This is a genomic window from Streptomyces sp. GLSS-08, assembly GCF_056387915.1.
In genome coordinates this window covers 102,697-119,161 of sequence record NZ_JBWJAQ010000008.1, presented here as the reverse complement: position 1 = coordinate 119,161, position 16,465 = coordinate 102,697, and the positions used below count along the sequence as shown (strand labels likewise).

General features: G+C 71.9%; 12 protein-coding genes. 2 read left to right on the top strand and 10 right to left on the bottom strand.

What is annotated here, in order from left to right; genetic code table 11:
• Positions 1-10 precede the first annotated feature (10 nt).
• The 5 genes from AC0ZLC_RS16375 to AC0ZLC_RS16355 form a co-directional block, all read right to left on the bottom strand.
• Positions 11-2,017, bottom strand: coding sequence for an endo-beta-N-acetylglucosaminidase (locus tag AC0ZLC_RS16375; protein ID WP_476752687.1), 2,007 nt, complete (start codon positions 2,015-2,017; stop codon positions 11-13).
• 63 nt (positions 2,018-2,080) lie between these two features.
• Positions 2,081-3,313 carry a glycoside hydrolase 5 family protein gene (locus AC0ZLC_RS16370; protein WP_476752686.1) on the bottom strand — a complete coding sequence of 411 codons (1,233 nt, stop codon included), beginning with the start codon at positions 3,311-3,313 and terminating at the stop codon, positions 2,081-2,083.
• 83 nt (positions 3,314-3,396) lie between these two features.
• On the bottom strand, positions 3,397-4,314 hold the full coding sequence (locus AC0ZLC_RS16365; RefSeq protein ID WP_476752685.1) for a carbohydrate ABC transporter permease: 918 nt from the start codon (positions 4,312-4,314) through the stop codon (positions 3,397-3,399).
• The gene (locus tag AC0ZLC_RS16360; RefSeq protein WP_476752684.1) at positions 4,311-5,258 is read right to left on the bottom strand and encodes a carbohydrate ABC transporter permease; all 948 of its coding nucleotides are present in this window, start codon (positions 5,256-5,258) and stop codon (positions 4,311-4,313) included. Before AC0ZLC_RS16360 ends, AC0ZLC_RS16365 begins: the two co-directional genes overlap by 4 nt.
• A 6-nt stretch (positions 5,259-5,264) precedes the next feature.
• Positions 5,265-6,551, bottom strand: coding sequence for an ABC transporter substrate-binding protein (locus AC0ZLC_RS16355; protein ID WP_476752683.1), 1,287 nt, complete (start codon positions 6,549-6,551; stop codon positions 5,265-5,267).
• 244 nt (positions 6,552-6,795) lie between these two features.
• On the opposite strand from AC0ZLC_RS16355, the gene AC0ZLC_RS16350 reads away from it, so the two are divergent.
• On the top strand, positions 6,796-7,839 hold the full coding sequence (locus tag AC0ZLC_RS16350; protein WP_476752682.1) for a LacI family DNA-binding transcriptional regulator: 1,044 nt from the start codon (positions 6,796-6,798) through the stop codon (positions 7,837-7,839).
• Between the two features lie 287 nt (positions 7,840-8,126).
• On the top strand, positions 8,127-9,494 hold the full coding sequence (locus AC0ZLC_RS16345; RefSeq protein ID WP_476752681.1) for an amidase: 1,368 nt from the start codon (positions 8,127-8,129) through the stop codon (positions 9,492-9,494).
• 20 nt (positions 9,495-9,514) lie between these two features.
• Here AC0ZLC_RS16345 and AC0ZLC_RS16340 read toward each other — a convergent pair whose 3' ends face one another.
• The 5 genes from AC0ZLC_RS16340 to AC0ZLC_RS16320 form a co-directional block, all read right to left on the bottom strand.
• Positions 9,515-9,997: an N-acetyltransferase family protein gene (locus tag AC0ZLC_RS16340; protein ID WP_476752680.1), complete on the bottom strand. Its 483-nt coding sequence runs from the start codon at positions 9,995-9,997 to the stop codon at positions 9,515-9,517.
• Positions 9,998-10,063: 66 nt separating this feature from the next.
• Positions 10,064-10,237: a hypothetical protein gene (locus tag AC0ZLC_RS16335; RefSeq protein ID WP_358850719.1), complete on the bottom strand. Its 174-nt coding sequence runs from the start codon at positions 10,235-10,237 to the stop codon at positions 10,064-10,066.
• A 677-nt stretch (positions 10,238-10,914) separates the two neighbouring features.
• Entirely contained in the window at positions 10,915-12,399 is a 1,485-nt protein-coding gene (locus tag AC0ZLC_RS16330) for an SDR family NAD(P)-dependent oxidoreductase (RefSeq protein WP_476752679.1), read from the bottom strand.
• A gap of 189 nt (positions 12,400-12,588) precedes the next feature.
• Complete coding sequence (locus tag AC0ZLC_RS16325) at positions 12,589-13,941, bottom strand: wax ester/triacylglycerol synthase family O-acyltransferase (protein WP_476752678.1); 1,353 nt, start codon at positions 13,939-13,941, stop codon at positions 12,589-12,591.
• A gap of 156 nt (positions 13,942-14,097) precedes the next feature.
• On the bottom strand, positions 14,098-16,437 hold the full coding sequence (locus AC0ZLC_RS16320) for a GH92 family glycosyl hydrolase (RefSeq protein WP_476752677.1): 2,340 nt from the start codon (positions 16,435-16,437) through the stop codon (positions 14,098-14,100).
• Positions 16,438-16,465 lie beyond the last annotated feature (28 nt).

The window sequence follows — 16,465 nt, the reverse complement described above, 5'->3', positions numbered from 1 at the left end:
TGGGTGCGGGCTACCAGGTATGGGTGGTCGTGGCGGCGGTGGAGATGGTGAACAGCTCCCCCACCGCGCGTACTTCGAACCGTGCGGCGGTCTCCTGCTGCTCGGGGGCGAGCCCCTTGACGAAGAACGCGCTCTGGCAGGTGCCGCCGAGGAAGCGGCGCGTGCCGTCGGGGAGGGTGCGGTACAGCTCGTAGTGGCGTACGGCGCCGGGGGCGGCCTGCCACGCGAGGCGCAGGTCGCCGCCGTCGGCGTCGGTGATCCGCAGGCCGGCGGGCGCTTCGGGGGTCGCCGACGCGTTCCGGACGGCGAGTCCGCCCAGCCGGTGGCGGACCGGGGTGCCGCCGCTCGGGGTGAGCCGGACGCCCAGCGCCCGGATGGTTCCGGTCAGGCCGGTCAGACGCACGGTGAAGGTCCGCCAGCCGCCGCTGCCCGCCTCGACGGGGAAGTAGGTGTACGGGAGTGCCCCGCCCGCCGTGCCGGGTTCGGCGGTGGCGACGGCCAGCTCGGTCCTGACCGCGCCCGCGTCCGTGCGGTGGGTCAGTTCGACGACGGTGTCCGTGCCGAGCGGCAGCCGGGTGACGTACAGGTCCAGGGTGACCGTCGCGTCGAGCGTGCCGGCGACGAGCAGGCTGCTGCCACCGCGCCAGGCGTCCGCGAAGTCGAAGGTGACGTCGGGGCGGCGGCCGGTGGTGCGCACGACCCAGCGGCGGGAGGGCAGCCGGTCCTGGAGCCCGAGATGGTTCCATGCCCGGTCCGAGGTGATCTTGCCGCCGTCGTACCACTTCTGGCCGTGGCCGGTGTTGAAGGTGGTCGCGAAGGGGAGCGCGGAGACGGTCGAGCGGTCGGCGACGGAGACGGCCGGAGCCCGCCAGCGGGCGGCCGGGTCGGGCGTGGAGGGGTCGCGTGAGGCGCCGGTCCAGAACGCGTCGTCGGCCGCGTGGAAGTCTCCCGGGGTGCGGTCCGCGGGCAGGTGGTTGCGGGTCCACTCGGGACGGTAGAGGCCCACGGAGACGACGTGGGCCTTGTCGGCCGGCACGACGGCGTCCCAGTCGACGGACGTGTTCGTGCCGTTCGCCTCGACGTCGACGCCCGCCCACAACTCATAGCGGCTGCGGCCGAGTCGCTGTGCTGCCGTGCCCGAGGTGGCGAGTGTGCTCCGCGACCAGCGGAAGTCGACGAACATGGAGTCGGCCGTCTGGAAGAACGCCCTGTTCCGGCTGTTCAGCGCGCCCTGCCAGCTGACCGAGCCGTCGGCGGTCATCGAGTCGTACCAGGTGACCCGCTGGCCCTTCGCCGTTCCGAGTGCCTTGAGCTCCTTGAGGAAGCCGAGCATGTCGGCGGCGAGGGCGGCGTCGCCGCCGCCGGTCTCGGCGTTGACGAACCAGCCGTCGAAGCCGTACGCGGCGGCGACCGCGACGAGTTGCGCGGCGAGCGGAAAGTTCCCGGTGGAGTCCCTCTGGACGAGGTCGCGGGTCCACCGCAGCTGTCCGCCGTAGGCGGCGGGCGGCAGGAAGACGTTGCCCAGGACGGGTACGCCATGGCGGTGGGCGGCGTCGACGACCGGCGCGTTGGGGGCGAGGATCAGGCCCTCTCCGGACGAGCCGCCCCAGAAGACGAGTTCCTCGATGTACGCCCAGTGCGTCAGGGCGTAGTAGTCGGCGGTCGGTGCGCCCTGGGAGGGGTTGCCCGCCGTCGGACCGAAGGAGACGAGGGACTGGATCCGGGCCTGGCCCGCACGCGCCGTCCGGTTCGCCGGTTTCGGTGTGAAGCGCGTGGCGAGCGGGACGGACGCCGCGTTGAACGCGAGGTCCGTGTCGTCCGCGGCGCGCCAGGTCTTCAGGCTGCGCCAGGTGATGCCGGCGCCCGGGGTGCCGGAGGGCAGCGAGTCGGGGTACCAGTAGGAGGCGTACGGCTGGAGGTCCCGGGTGGCCGCGCCGGCCGTGGCGGACGGGCCGGGGACGAGTCCCGCGACGGCGCCGGCTCCGGCGAGCAGGACGGTGCGTCTGCTGAGGTTCACGGTGTGCTCCGTAACGTTGGGGGACGGACTACGGTGCTTGCCAGGTGTTCGTGGTGCGGCAGGTCACGTGGTGACCTGGTCGGGGGTGACGGTCTCGGTGATGCCGCGGGAGGTGAGGTGTTCCGTGTCGTCGGCGCGGCTCGCCAGCACGGTGGTGGGGCGGGCGCCGTCGCCGGCCAGCCGGGCGAAGGCCTCGAAGACCGGTCCGCCGGGCGCGCAGACCGAGCGGCCCGGCGTGGGGTCGACGACCAGCGCGGTGGTGCGTGGCACGGGGCGGTGGGTCCGCCGCTCCGCGGCTATCCGCGCGAAGGTCTCCCCGGCGGGCTTTGTCCGCCGGTCGTTCGTCAACAGGCCGAGGGAGTACTCGAGTTCGGGGAAGTCGGCGAGGCCGCGGCTCACGTCGTGCGAGCACCACCAGGTGACGCCCCACAGGTCGGGGCAGTCCAGCACGTTCGTGACGGTCGCCTCGGTGAAGGCGGCCGCGTGCTCGGCGGGGATGACGGGCGCGGGCGCGCCGACCTCCTGGAGCCAGACGGGCCGGTGCGGGTCGTCCGCCCAGGCCTTGGACAGCTCGACGAGGTACGCGGCGTGGTGCTCGGTGGCGGGGGCGGCACGGCCGTGGCGCTGGGCGGTGCCGTTGAACACCCAGGAGTGCACGGCGGTGACCGCGCCGAGCCGTGCCGCGTGCGCGGGGGTGAAGGGCTGGTCGTCCTGGTACCAGGTGGCGTCGTAGGAGGCGTGCAGGTGCAGCTTGCCGGGGGCGCCCTTCTCGCAGGCGGCGAGCAGGGTCAGCAGCCAGGCCTCCGCCTCCGCGGGCGTGATGCGGTCCGGGTCGGGGTGCGGGCCCGCCGCGAACTGGCTGATCTCGTTGCCGACGGTCATGCCGATGAAGTTGGGCCGGTCGGCGAGTGCGGTGGCGAGCGTGCGCACGAACTCTGCCTCGCCCGCGGTCACTTCGGGGTCGGTGAAGATGTTCCGCCGGTGCCAGGTCCGGGTCCACGCCGGCAGGAAGTCGAAGCTGGACAGGTGTCCTTGCAGACCGTCCACGTTGACGTCGAGTCCCCGGTCGGCGGCGGCGTCGGCGAGGGCGACGAGCTGTTCGACGGCGCGCGGGCGGATGAGGGTGCGGTTGGGCTGGAAGTAGGGCCACAGGGGGAAGACCCGGATGTGGTCGAGACCGAGCCGCGCGATGGAGTCGAGGTCGGCGCGGACGGCGTCGAGGTCGAAGTCGAGCCAGTGGTGGAACCACCCTTCGCTCGGGGTGTAGTTGACGCCGAAGCGCACGGCAGAAGACATACGGGATCCTTGCGAATCGGGTGGTGGCGGGAGCGGCCCGGCGCGCCGCGAGGAGGACGGGGCACGGCCCCCTCTCCGCGGGTTCATCCCTTCACAGCGCCCTCGCCCACGCCGCGGAAGAAGTACCGCTGGAGGCAGGCGAACAGGGCGATCAGCGGTGCCACGGCGATGATCGTGCCGGCGGCGACCAGCCGTTCGTCGTTGGCGAAGGTGCCGTGCAGATAGTTGAGGCCGATGGTCAGGGTGAACTTCGACGGATCACTGAGCACGATGAGCGGCCAGAGGAAGTCGTCCCAGGCACCCATGAACGCAAAGATCGCGACCACGGCGAGGGTGCCCTTCACCGACGGCAGCGCGATGCGCAGGAACCGCTGCCAGGCGTTCGCCCCGTCGACGTAGGCCGCCTCCTCGATCTCGTACGGGAGGTTGCGGAAGGCGTTGCGCATCAGCAGCACGTTCATCGCGCCGATGCAGCCCGGCAGGACGACCCCGATGAGGGTGTTGTTCAGGCCGAGCTCACGCATGGTCGTGAACTGGGCGATGATGATGCCCTCGACGGGGACGAGCATCGCCAGGATGAAGACGAGCGTGGCGATGCGGCGTCCGCGGTAGCGCAGCCGGGCCAGGGCGTAGCCGGCGAGCGCCGAGCCCACGCAGTTCGTGACGACGTTGGCTCCGGCGACCTTGAGCGAGTTGAGGGCGTAGTCCCAGACCGGGATGGTGTCGGCGACGCGCCGGTAGTTGTGCAGGGTGGGGTCGTCCGGCAGGAAGCGCGGCGGCGAGCTGAAGATGTCCTCGGTGGGGCCCTTGAGCGAGGTGGACAGCTGCCAGCCGAAGGGGCCGACGGTGAGCGCGAGGACGGCGAGCAACAGGAGGTAGCGCAGGGCGAGTTCGCGGACGCTGATGCGCCGGCCGTACTCGTCGGTGACACGCCGCCGCGGGGTGCGGGCGGTTTCCCCGGGTGCCTGCCTGAGTCCGGGCGCCTTCTCGGGGGTGGTCACGCGTCCTCCTTCCGGTCGGTGCGCAGCACGAGCAGCATGAGCGCGACGGTGACGACGAAGACGACGACCGAGAGGGCGGACGCGTAGCCGACCCGGCCGGTGAGGCCGGTACCGGTGCGCTGGACGAGCATGACGAGCGTGGTGTCCTCGCCCGCCGGGCCGCCGTCCGGTCCCGCCATCAGGTACACCTCGGAGAAGACCTTGAAGGCGGCGACGGAGGAGAGCGCGCCGACCAGCACCATGGTGGAGCGGACGGCGGGCACGGTCACCGTGAGGAAGCGGCGCACCGTACCCGCACCGTCCACCGCGGCAGCCTCGTGCAGTTCGCGCGGCACGTCGGCGAGCGCGGCCAGATAAATGATCATGTAGTAGCCGAGGCCCTTCCAGACCGTGACGGCCATGGCGCTCATCAGCAGCAGCCACTGGTCGCTCAGGAAGCCGACCCGGTCGGCACCGATCCCCTCCAGCAGCGAGTTGATTAGGCCGCGTTCGTCCAGGAGCCACACCCAGATCAGTCCGACCACGACGACGGACGCGACGACGGGGGTGTAGAACGCCGACCGGAAGAAGGTGATGCCGGGGATGTTCTTCCGGACCAGCAGGGCGAGCAGCAGCGGCAGCAGGACGAGGGCGGGGACGACCCCGACGACGTACAGGGCACTGTTGCGCAGGCCGATCCAGAACATCTCGTCGTGCAGCAGCTCCCGGAAGTTGTCCAGGCCCACGAACCGGCCGGGGATCAGGGTCCGCCGGTCGGTGAAGGCGTTGACCAGCGTGGAGACGAACGGGTAGAGGATGAACGCGCCCGTGATCAGCAGGCCTGGCGCGGCGAACAGCCAGGGGCTGGACGGGAGATGGCGTCGCACGCGGCGGGGACGCCCCTTTGGACCGGGAGGCGTCTCGCGCCGCGGACCGCTCACCCGGGAGAGCGTGGAACTCGCCATGCCGGTTCAGCCCTGCTGCCGGAGGAGCCGGTCGCAGGCCTTGACAGCGTTGTCAAGGGCCACTTCGGGGCTCTGTCTGCCCTGCAGCGCCCTGGCGACCTCGTTGCGCAGCGCGGTCTTCATCTGTTCGCTGAACAGGACCGGTGTGTAGTTCACCGCGTTCTTCAGGGACTTGGCGGCGGCGACGCGCACCCGGGTCTCGTCGGTCCCGTCCTCCTTGGTGAAGTACGGGTCGTCCAGCGATCCGGCGGTGCTCGGGAAGATCGCGACCTTCCTGGCGAACGACATCTGGTTCTTCGCGTCGGTGACGTAGTGCGCGAAGGCGACCGCGGCGGGCTTCTGCTTGGTCCGTGAGTTCACCATCACGCCCATCACGTACATGTTCACCTTGCCGGTGCTGGTGATCTGGTCCGTGATGCCGATGTTCTTGTACAGGTTCGGCGCCTGCTTCTTGAAGTTGCCCAGATCCAGCGCGCTGCCGGGGTTCATGGCGACGGCCCCGGTGAGGAACTTCTTGCCGGACGACTCGGGGGTCGCGGTCAGCGCCTGCGAGTCGAGCGCCTTGGCGTCGTACAACTCCTTGTACTTGGTGAGGAGTTCGATGCCCTTGGCCTCGTCGAAGGCGAATTTGGTGCCTTCCTCGTTCATCAGCCGGACGCCGTAGCGGCCGAAGTCCTCGATGGTGGGCACGTTGGCGAGCGTGGCCACCTCGCCCTTGCTCTTCCTCGCCAGTTGCAGCGCGTCGGCGAAGAGTTCGTCATACGTCTTCGGAGGCTTCGAGGAATCGAGCCCGGCCTGCTCGAAGAGGCTCTTGTTGTAGAACAGCGGGCCCGTGTTCAGGTACCAGGGGAACGCGTACGTGCCGGTCATGCCCGGTATCCGGTGGCTGGCCCAGGCGCCGTCCAGGTACTCCTTCCGGTACTTCCCGGCGGCCTTGTCGAGGTCGAGGGCGAGGCCCGCCCGGGCGAGCGGGGCGACGAGGTCGGGCGAGACGTTGACGACGTCCGGCAGGGTGCCGCCGGCCGCGTCCGCGCTGATCTTGTCGGCGTAGCCCTCGGCGGGCTGGTCGACCCACTTCACGTGCGTGCCGGGGTACTTCTTCTCGAAGTCGGCGATCACACCCTCGAAGTACGGCTTGAAGTTCGCTCGCAGGTTCCAGGTCTGGAACGTGATGTCGCCCTCGATCCTGCCGGAGGCGTCCGTCGAGCCGCTGCCGTCGTCCCCGGAGCCGCAGGCGCTGAGCGGCAGGACGACGGCTACGGCGGCGGCGAGGGCTCTGCGGGAGATACGCACGGATGGGGCTCCTTCGCAGGGGATGAACGGGTGCCGTCGCAGACCTTGCACGCAGGCCCGCCGGGAAGTCAATGCATTCGCGCGCACGAAATTCACCAGCCGGGCGAATTACCAGGTCAGGACCGCTTCATGAATCCGTATCCACCTATGACTAATGCGCTTTAGTCAGCTGAGGCTCAAGCGCTTTAGTCAGCAGTCGGCTGCGGTACGCTGACGGCCGCAAGCCACGGGAAAGGGGCCAGGTGTGTCAGCCAAGCGATCCCCCGCGCGCCGGCCGACGATGAAGGACATCGCGCAGCGTGCCGGGGTCTCCGAGAGCGCGGTCTCCTTCGCGCTGAACGACCGGCCCGGAGTCTCCGAGGTGACGCGGGACCGGGTGCGCCGGGTCGCCGAACAGCTGGGCTGGCGGCCCAGCACGGCGGCGCGGCAGCTGTCCGGCGAGGGCACGGCCACCGTCGGCCTCGTGGTGGCGCGTCCGGCGGACACCCTGGGCGTGGACTCGTTCTTCCTGCAGCTGATCTCGGGGATCCAGGAAGTGCTGGCCGAGCGCCATCTCGGCCTGCTCTTCCAGGTGGTCGAGGACGTGGCCGCCGAGTGCGCGGTGTACCGGCGGTGGTGGGCCGAGCACCGCGTGGACGGTGTGCTGGTCGTCGATCCGCGCACCGACGACCCTCGGCCTGACCTCCTCGACGAGCTGGGCCTGCCCGCCGTGGTCATCGGCGGGGTGCCCGACGCGGGGCACCCGGGGCTGTCCGTCGTATGGGCGGACGACGCCGGCGCGATGGCCGCGGTCGTCGGCGAGCTGCATGCCCTCGGGCACCGCCGGATCGTGCACATCGCGGGCCTGCCCGGCCTCGCGCACACCGAGCGCCGGATCCGTACGCTGCGCGACGAGGCCGGCCGGCGCGGTCTGGCCGAGGTGCGCTCGGTGACCACGGACTACTCGGACGCGCAGGGCGCGGCGGTGACCCGCCGCGTCCTGGAGCAGGGCACACCGCCGACCGCGCTGGTCTACGACAACGACGTGATGGCGGTCGCCGGGGTGGCCGCCGCGGCCGAGCTCGGCTTCTCGGTTCCCGGGGACGTGTCGGTGGTGGCCTGGGAGGACTCCGCGCTGTGCCGCATGGTCAAGCCGTGGCTCTCCGCGCTCTCCCGCGACACCGTGGAGTTCGGGCGCACCGCCGCGCAGGAGCTGACGGCGCTGCTGGACGGCGGCCCGGCCCGCACGGTGCAGGTCCCGGTGCCGCGGCTGATCGAACGGGACAGCACGGGGCCCCGCGGGACGTGACCGCCGACCGCTGAACCGTCGGGCCCGGGTGCCGGAGGTCCCGGGTGCCCGAGGTCCCGGGCGCCCGCTGGTCCCGGGCGCCGGGGACCTCGGGGTGCCGGAGGGCCCGGGTGCCGGGGTTACGCACGTGAGGAGTCGCAACCACCGGGACGGCCGGCCGAGGGGGCTCGACGCGCGGCCCCCTCTCCGGGCACAGTGCTCCCTACTACTCGTGAGTAAGCCCGCGTTGCCCGACGAGGAACCCGCCGCGCCCCACCGTGCGGTGCACCCACCGACAAGGAGCGCCCGTGACCAGCTGGGCCGGCCGGACCGCCGCCGACATAGCCGCCGCCGTGCGCGGGAAGAGGGTCACACCGCGCGAGGTGGTGGCCGAGCACCTCGCGCGGATCGAGCGCCTCGACGCCCGGGTCGGCGCCTTCCGCAAGGTGCGGGCGGACGCGGCGCTCGCCGAGGCCGACGAGGTCGCCGCCCGCCCGGACCTGGCGGAACTCCCCCTCGCGGGGGTCCCGTTGGCGGTGAAGGACAACCTGCCCGTACGGGGTGAGGCCACCCGCAACGGCACGGCGGCGACGGCGGACACTCCCGCCGTCCACGACCACGTCACGGTGGCGCGGCTGCGTGCCGCGGGTGCCGTCGTGGTGGGCGTGACGAACGTGCCGGAGCTCTGCGTCTTCGGGACCACGGACGGGGTGCACGGCATCGCGCGCAACCCCTGGGACACCTCCCGCACGGCGGGCGGTTCGTCGGGCGGCAGCGCGGCCGCGGTCGCCGCCGGGCTGGTGCCGCTCGCCCTCGGCAAGGACGGGATGGGGTCACTGCGGATCCCGGCCGCCCACTGCGGGCTCGTCGGACTGAAGCCGGGGTACGGCGTGGTCCCGGCCGGCATCGGTCACGGGGACTGGTTCGGCATGTCGGAGAACGGGCCGCTCGCGACCACCGTCGAGGACGCCCGTCTGATGTTCTCGGTCCTCGCCGGTACCGCCGGTGCCCCCGGGACGGACAGCGACGCGGCACGCCCCTCCGGGGACGCGGGGCGCAGCATCGCCCTCTCCCTGCGCAGCCCGCTCGTCGGGGTGCGCGTCACCCGGCCGTACACGACCGCCGCCCGCGAGGCCGCGGGACTGCTGGCGGGCGCCGGTCACCGGGTACGGCCCGCGGACCCCCCGTACCCGTGGTGGCTCGGCACCACCTCGCTGGCCCACTGGACCGCGGGCACCGCGGTGGACGCCGAGGATCTCGACCCGCGCCGGCTCACCCGGCGCACCCGTGTCCACGCGGCCGTGGGACGCCGCTTCGCGCGGAGCGTCAGCGGCGGTGACCGGCGTGCGGAGCTGCGCCGGCGGCTGGAGCCGTTCTTCGCGGAGCACGACGTGCTGCTGACCCCGGCGCTCGCCCGGCGCGGACCGGCCGCGGCGGCCTGGCACGAGCGGGGCTGGCTGCGCAACCTGCTGGTCAACACCGGCTGCTCGCCGATGACGCCGCCCTGGAATCTGACCGGCTGGCCCGCGATGTCCGTCCCGTTCGGCACGTCGACGTCGGGCGCCCCGTGCGCCGTGCAGCTCGTGGGAAGGCCCGGCTCGGAACCCGTACTCCTGGACGTGGCGGGGCAGTTGGAGACGCTGCGGCCGTGGCGGCGCACCGCACCGCTCGACTAGCGAGCGGGGCTGCTGCCGCGTCAGAGGGCCCGGTACATGACGTGCAGGCCCACCCGGCCGTGCCGGGCGTGTTCGTAGGCGTCCGGGACGGTGCCCAGGATGGTGAAACCGAGCGACGTCCACAGCTTGACGGCGGGGTTGGTCTCCACCACGGCGTTGAACACCATGCCGCGGTAGCCGTCGGCCTTCGCCGCGGCGAGGAGGTGTTCGGCGAGCGCGCGGCCGATGCCGCGGCCGGACCGGTCGGGGTCGACCATGAAGCCCGCGTTGGCGATGCGGGCGGCGGGGCCGCCGTAGTTGGGGGTGACGTAGGCGGAACCGACGACGGTTCCGGTGTCGTCCTGCGCCACGTACACCCGCTTGCCCGGACCCATCCACAGGGCGCGGGCGGCCTCCTCGGAGGTGTCCGGGGCCCAGGCGTAGGTCTCGGCGGCGGCGACGATGCGGTGCCAGAAAGGCCAGATCCGCGGCCAGTCCTCGGCCGCGGCTTCCCTGATCAGCATGGGCGTCAGTCTGGCACGCCCATGCTGATCGCTGTGGCGACGGGTCCTCTGCGGATTTTCCGGAGGTCAGTCCACGCTGGGCAGGATATGGGGCTCGGCGAGGTCGTCCTCGTAGCCCGCGAGGCGGATCGGTGCGGACCTGGCCCACACGTCGAGGCTGCCGAGCTTCTTCTCGGACAGGCCCGCACGCTCCAGGCGTTCCTTGGAACGTTGATCGGGGTTCGTCTTCTCCGGTGTCACCGCGCACTCCTTATGTGTCGGGTCACCCTCGGGATGTACTGGCCCACTCTGCTGCCGTGCGCCTGACGCCCGCTCGGGTCTGGGTCGAAGCAGTTCGGACGCGGTGGCGCCGGTAAGTCGAGGGAGAGCAGGCCGTGATGTACGGCTTGTCCCGGGACGGACCGTGGGTGTGGGTGGGGCCCAGTGTGGCTGTCCGTCCGCTACAGAGTAACCAAATGAGCGGGCGCCCGCTCGATGGGGCTGAAAACAACAGGTAACCGTATCGAGTCGTCCGGCGCCCATCCCCCCACGGTACGGGGGTATTTGGCAGTTTGCGCCCCAAACATCCACCACCCGTTCGGCTCAGCGGGGGAAGGAAAACGCGGAACGGAGCACATCTCGGGACAGGCCCGGACGGACGTGGCGAACCGGGGGGCGCGATCGGGCCCTGACCGCGCCCGCGCTGGCGGCATGTTGGCTGACGTCCCGTCAGGCGGCGGTGCGTGGAAGGTGGAACGACGTCGCCGCGCCGTGGTCCGGCCGGCCTCGGACGCGGCCCCGGTGGATCACGGGCGCGGACCTGCCGGTGGGCGAGGGGACGCGGGTCCGCGCGGAGCACCACGCGGCGCCGCCCGCAGCGGGGACGTACGCCGTGCACGAGCGGCTGCGGAGCCGCGCGCCCGGTCAGCCTCGAGGGGTCACCACTTGCCGGGCGCGTAGTCCTTCAGGAAGACGCCGTACAGGTCCTCGCCCTGCTCGCCGCGGACGATCGGGTCGTACACGCGGGCCGCGCCGTCGATGAGGTCGAGCGGGGCGTGGAAGCCCTCGTCGGCGAGCCGCATCTTGTCGGGGTGGGGGCGCTCGTCGGTGATCCATCCGGTGTCGACGGCGGTCATCAGGATGCCGTCCTTCTGGAACATCTCCTGGGCGCTGGTGCGCGTCAGCATGTTCAGGGCGGCCTTGGCCATGTTGGTGTGCGGGTGGCCCGCGCCCTTGTAGCCGCGGTTGAAGACGCCCTCCATCGCGGAGACGTTCACGATGTAGGTCCGCTTCGCCGGCGCCGCCGCCATCGCCGCCCGGAGCCGGCTGATGAGGATGAACGGCGCGGTGGAGTTGCAGAGCTGCACCTCGAGGAGCTCGACCGGCGTGACCTCCTCGACGGACTGGATCCAGCTGTTGGTGTCGTGCAGGTCGGGGACGAGACCGCCCGCGTCGATCGCCGTGCCGGCCGCGATCCGCTCCAGGGAGGCCGAGCCGGAGACCAGCGCGAGGTCGGTGACCTCCTGCGCGGTGAGCGCGCCGCCGCCGGCGACCGGGAGCGCGGCCACGGCGCCGGAGCCGAAGGTGCCGATCACCTCGGCCGGGGGCAGCTCACCGGCGGGCAGCGGGCCCGACTCGGCGGCCAGCAGCTCGCTGTAGGCGCCCGGGGAACGGCGTACGGTCTGGGCCGCGTTGTTGATCAGGATGTCGAGGGGGCCCTCGGCGGCGACCGAGTCGGCGAGGGCGACCACCTGCGCGGGGTCGCGCAGGTCGATGCCGACGATCTTCAGGCGGCCGATCCACTCGTCGCTGTCCGGCATGGCCTTGAAGCGGCGGATGGCGTCATTGGGGAAGCGCGTGGTGATGGTGGTGTGCGCGCCGTCGCGCAGCAGCCGCAGCGCGATGTACATGCCGATCTTGGCGCGGCCGCCGGTGAGCAGCGCCCGCTTCCCGGCGAGGTCGGCGCGGGCCTCGCGCCGCGAGCGGTTCTCGGCGGCGCAGCCCTGGCACAGCTGGTGGTAGAAGTAGTCGACCTCGACGTACCGCGTCTTGCAGATGTAGCAGGAGCGGGGACGCTGGAGGATCCCCGCGATCTCGCCGGCGTCCGTCACCGACGACGGGAGGATGCCTTCCGTCTCGTCGTCGATGCGCTGGGCGGATCCGGTGGCCGTGGACTCGGTGACCGCCTTGTCGTGAGCGGTCTTCGCGGCCCGGCGTTCCTGACGGCGGCGCTGCTTGACCGTACGGTAGACGCCGGCGGTGGCGCGGCGTACCGCGATGGCGTCGGGGTGGTCGACGTCCAGCTTGTCGAGCTCATCGAGCACGCCGAGGCAGACGGCGAGGCGTTCGGGGTCGATGCCGGGGCCCCACGACACCTCCGTGAGGTCCGTGGCACCCGTCTGGCCGTGCTCTGTCACCGTCATCGCCGCTGCGTTCCTCATGTCACTCGGTCCGCCGCGCGCCTCGAACAGCCACGGCAGCTCCCAAAAGGGGGCACCCTACACGTTGCTCCCTACGTCCCGCCAGCTCAGGAGCATACTGACGCGACGGGTGTCAGCAAAATGGTCGCATGTCACCCGGCCGGCCCTCCTGGGCCGCCCCGGGAGCCGGGTTCAGCGCCGGTCGCCGTCGGCCGGGGGCGCGCCGGCCGCCGCCAGTTCGGCGATCTCGTCGCGCAGGGCGCGCGCCAGCACGTCGAGGTCCGGCACGGCCTCCGCGTCGGCCACCAGCCCGTAGTGGACGCGTCCGCGGAACGTGGACACGGCGACGGCGAGGGAGTGGCCGTGGGCGAGCGGTGCGAGCGGGAAGACCGCGGTGAGCGGGGAGCCGCCGAGCGTGAGGCTGAGGCCGGGCAGCGGCACGCTGGTGACGAGGACGTCGAAGAGCAGCCGGGCCGCCTGGCCGACGAGAGGCCCGCTGAGCCGGTGCCCGAGGGGCGGCACATGGTCGGCGAGCAGCGCGACGGCGCCTGCGCCCCGGTGGGGTCCGGCGTCCTTGTTGCGGTCCATCTCGGTGCGCACCGTGCGCAGCCGGCCGAGCGGATCCGGATCGTCCACCGGCAGCCGCACCAGGTAGCCCGACAGCCGGTTGCCCTGCGGGTACGCGGTGCGCGGGCGGCGCCGGGACACCGGGATCAGCGCCCGGGGCGCGACACCCTCGCTGCCGTCGCCCCGCTCGTCGAGCCAGCGCCGCAGCGCACCGGCGACGACGGCGATCAGCACGTCGTTGACGGTGCCGCCCACGCTCTTGCGGACGCGGTGCACCTCGTCGAGGTCGATGACGACACCCGCGGTCCTGCGGGTGCCGGTGGCCTCGGAGGTCAGCGCGGGCGAGGACCGTACGTCCCAGGTGGCGCGCGCGACGGACACCCCGATGTCGAGGGCGCGTCCCAGGTCGCAGAGCGTGTCGCGCAGGCGCCCCGGCAGGTCGCGCGCGTCCGGGAAGAGGCTTCGCGGGGGTGCGGCGGGGCGCGGCCCCGGCGCGGGCAGGTCCGTCGGGTCCATGAGCGCCGCGGCGAGCGTCAGCGCCCGCAGTCCGTCGGCGAGGGCGTGGTGGAAGGTGAAGAGGACGGCGAACGACATGCCGTCCTCGGCGGGCAGCACGTGGGCCTGCCACGGGGGCCGCCCGCGCTCCAGGGGGAGCTCCATGAGACGGCCCGCGACCGCGTGGAAATCGCGCGCCGGAGCGTGGAGGCGTACGTGCCGGAGCGGGTCGAAGTCGGGTACGGGCTCCCGCGTCGCACCGCCGAAGGCGAGCAGGGAGGGCAGCGGCTGCCAGCAGTCACGGATCCGCATGCGCAGCCCCGGAACGGCCGCCGCGCGCGCCGCGAGGAGTTCGGCCGCGTGCGGACCCGCGCTCGGCGACCGGGCCGCGAAGACCCCGAGGGCACCGAGGTGCATGGGGTGCCGGGCGGACTCGATGTTCCAGAACGCCAGGTCGAGTGGTGCGAGCGGCTCTGAGGTCAAGGGCTTGCTCTCGCGTCGACGGTCGGGTGAACCAGCAAGTCAACTCCTGACCCTCAATTACGGTCAAGTGTGATCAAGCTACGCTCCGTTAACAGCAGATTACGTCCCGCCCCTCCGGGAGAGGCGGGACGCAGGAGTGGCGGAGGAGCTACCGGGTCAGTTCAGGGCGGGCGGAGCGGCTTCCTCGGACGTACCCCACCCGGACGGCTCCGGGCCGACGGTGAAGGCGAGCGAGCGGATGCCGCGCAGCTTGTCCGTCGTCAGATACGTACGCCCGTACGCGTCGCCGTCCACCCGCGCCGACCGGATGTACCGGGAACTCTCCGAGGTGCCCGGCGCCGTCACGGTCAGGGCGCCGCGCGGGTAGTAGCGCCGGTCCAGGGTGAGGTCGACGCGGTCGAAGACGGGCGTGGACAGACCCCAGCTGTCGTAGCCGGGCTGCACCGGGAAGATCCCGATGGACGACAGGACGTTCCAGGCGGACATCGTGCCCAGGTCGTCGTTGCCCGTCATGCCGGTCGGGGTGTCGGTGAACAGGGTCAGCGCCGCGTGGACCACGTCCGTGGTCTTCCAGGGCTCACCGGTCGACAGGTAGGTGTAGGGGGCGATCAGGTCCGGCTCGTTCTGCGGGTTGTACTTGTCCGCGTTGTAGTAGTCGTACGGCCCGTTGACCCACACCTCGCGGGCGGTCTTCGCCGGGTCCTTCAGCAGCTCGTCGTAGGCGAAGAACGAGTCGAGCCGCTCGTTGGCCGCCCGCTTGCCGCCGATCAGGGCGACCATGCCGGGCAGGTCCTGCGGCACGAGCCACTGGTACTGCCAGGACGTGCCCTCGTGGAAGCCCTCGCTGCGGGCGGGGTCCGCCGGTCCGGTGAAGGCCCCGGCTGCGTCGCGTGCGCGGAAGAAGCCGGTCGAGGAGTCGAAGATCCTGCGGTAGTTCTGCGCCCGGGCGGCGTAGCGCGCGGCGTCCGCCCCGTGCCCGAGGTCGCGTGCCATCTCGCCGAGCATGGCGTCCGACAGTGCGTACTCCAGAGTCGCGGACGCGCCGTGGTCGTAGTCGGAGTCGCCGGGCTTCGCGTGCGGCCGCCCCTTGACGTGGGGTACGAACCCGTTGGCCTGGTACTCCTTGTTCGCCTCGCGGCCGACGGCCGGCGAGTCGGCGGGCGGCACCCCGTCCGCGTTCTTCTTCAGCGCGCGGTAGGCCCGCTCCTCGTACCCCTTGAGCAGCCCCTGCTGATAGGCGTTGGTGAGGAAGGGAGTGACCGGGTCGCCGGTCATGATGTTCGTCTCGACCGTCCCGTAGCCCCATTTGGGCAGCCAGCCGCTCTCCTCGTCGATCCTGATGACGGAGATCGCCATGTCGCGGGCCTCGCGCGGCGCGAGCAGGGACAGCAGCTGCGACTGGGTGCGGTAGGTGTCCCACAGCGACCAGTTCTGGTAGTACGTGAAACCCTTCGCGCGGTGGATCCGCTGGTCCCAGCCGGTGTAGCGGCCGTCGGCGTCGCTGCCGATGTTGGGCGCGAGGAAGGACCGGTACAGGGACGAGTAGAACGTGCGGCGCAGGGTGTCGCCGCCGCCCCGTGCGCGCACGTCGTCGAGCCGGTCCTCCCAGGAGCGGTGGGCCGCCCTCCTGACCGCGTCGAACGAACGGCCGCCCTCGGAGCGGAGGTTGACGGCGGCACCCCGGGCGTCCACGTACGACAGGGCGGTGGTCGCCTCGACCGTGCGGTCCTCGGTGGTGTCGAAGCGGACGAAGGCGCCGTTGCGGCCGGTGCCCGCCGACTCCCTGGAGCCCGTGGTGACGGTGTCGCCGTTCCAGGTGCCGGACGTCGTGAACGGCCGGTCGAAGCGGGTGACGGTGTAGACGGTGTAGGGCTTCGTGTCCTGGCAGAAGCCGCTGCCGGTGATCGCGGTGCGCACCGTGCGGCGGTCGAGGATCTCGACCTCGGTGGTGATCCCCCTGTGCAGCGACTGACCCGCGTTCAGCAGGACGTTGGCCTTGCCGGTCGCGGGGAACGTGTACCGCTGCACGCCGGTGCGTTCCGTCGCGGTCAGCTCCGCCTCGATGCCGGTCTTCAGGCCCACCTTGTAGTAGCCGGGGCTCGCGGACTCGTCGTCGTGGCTGAACTCGGCCTGGTAGGCGGCGTAGTCCGTCCTCGTGACGTCCCCGGTGGTCGGCAGTACCGGCAGATCGCCGCCGAGGCCGCAGCCGACGCCCGACAGATGGACGAGCGAGAACCCGCGGATGTGGGTGTGGGAGTAGTCGTAGCCGGTGTTGTGGCCGGTGTCCGGCGAGAACTGCACCATGCCGAACGGCACCGCGGCACCCGGGTAGGTGTTGCCCTCGTTCTCCGTTCCGATGAACGGGTTGACCAGGTCGGTGAGCGGTCCGTCCTGCGCGTCGGCGGCCTGGGCGGCCGGCGCGGTGAAGGAGCTGCCGAGCAGCGCGGCGGCGACGACCGCCATGCCCGCTCCGCGGAGCCGTTGGGTCCATTTCATGGGCGGGAGGGCCTCCTCAGGCTTGGAC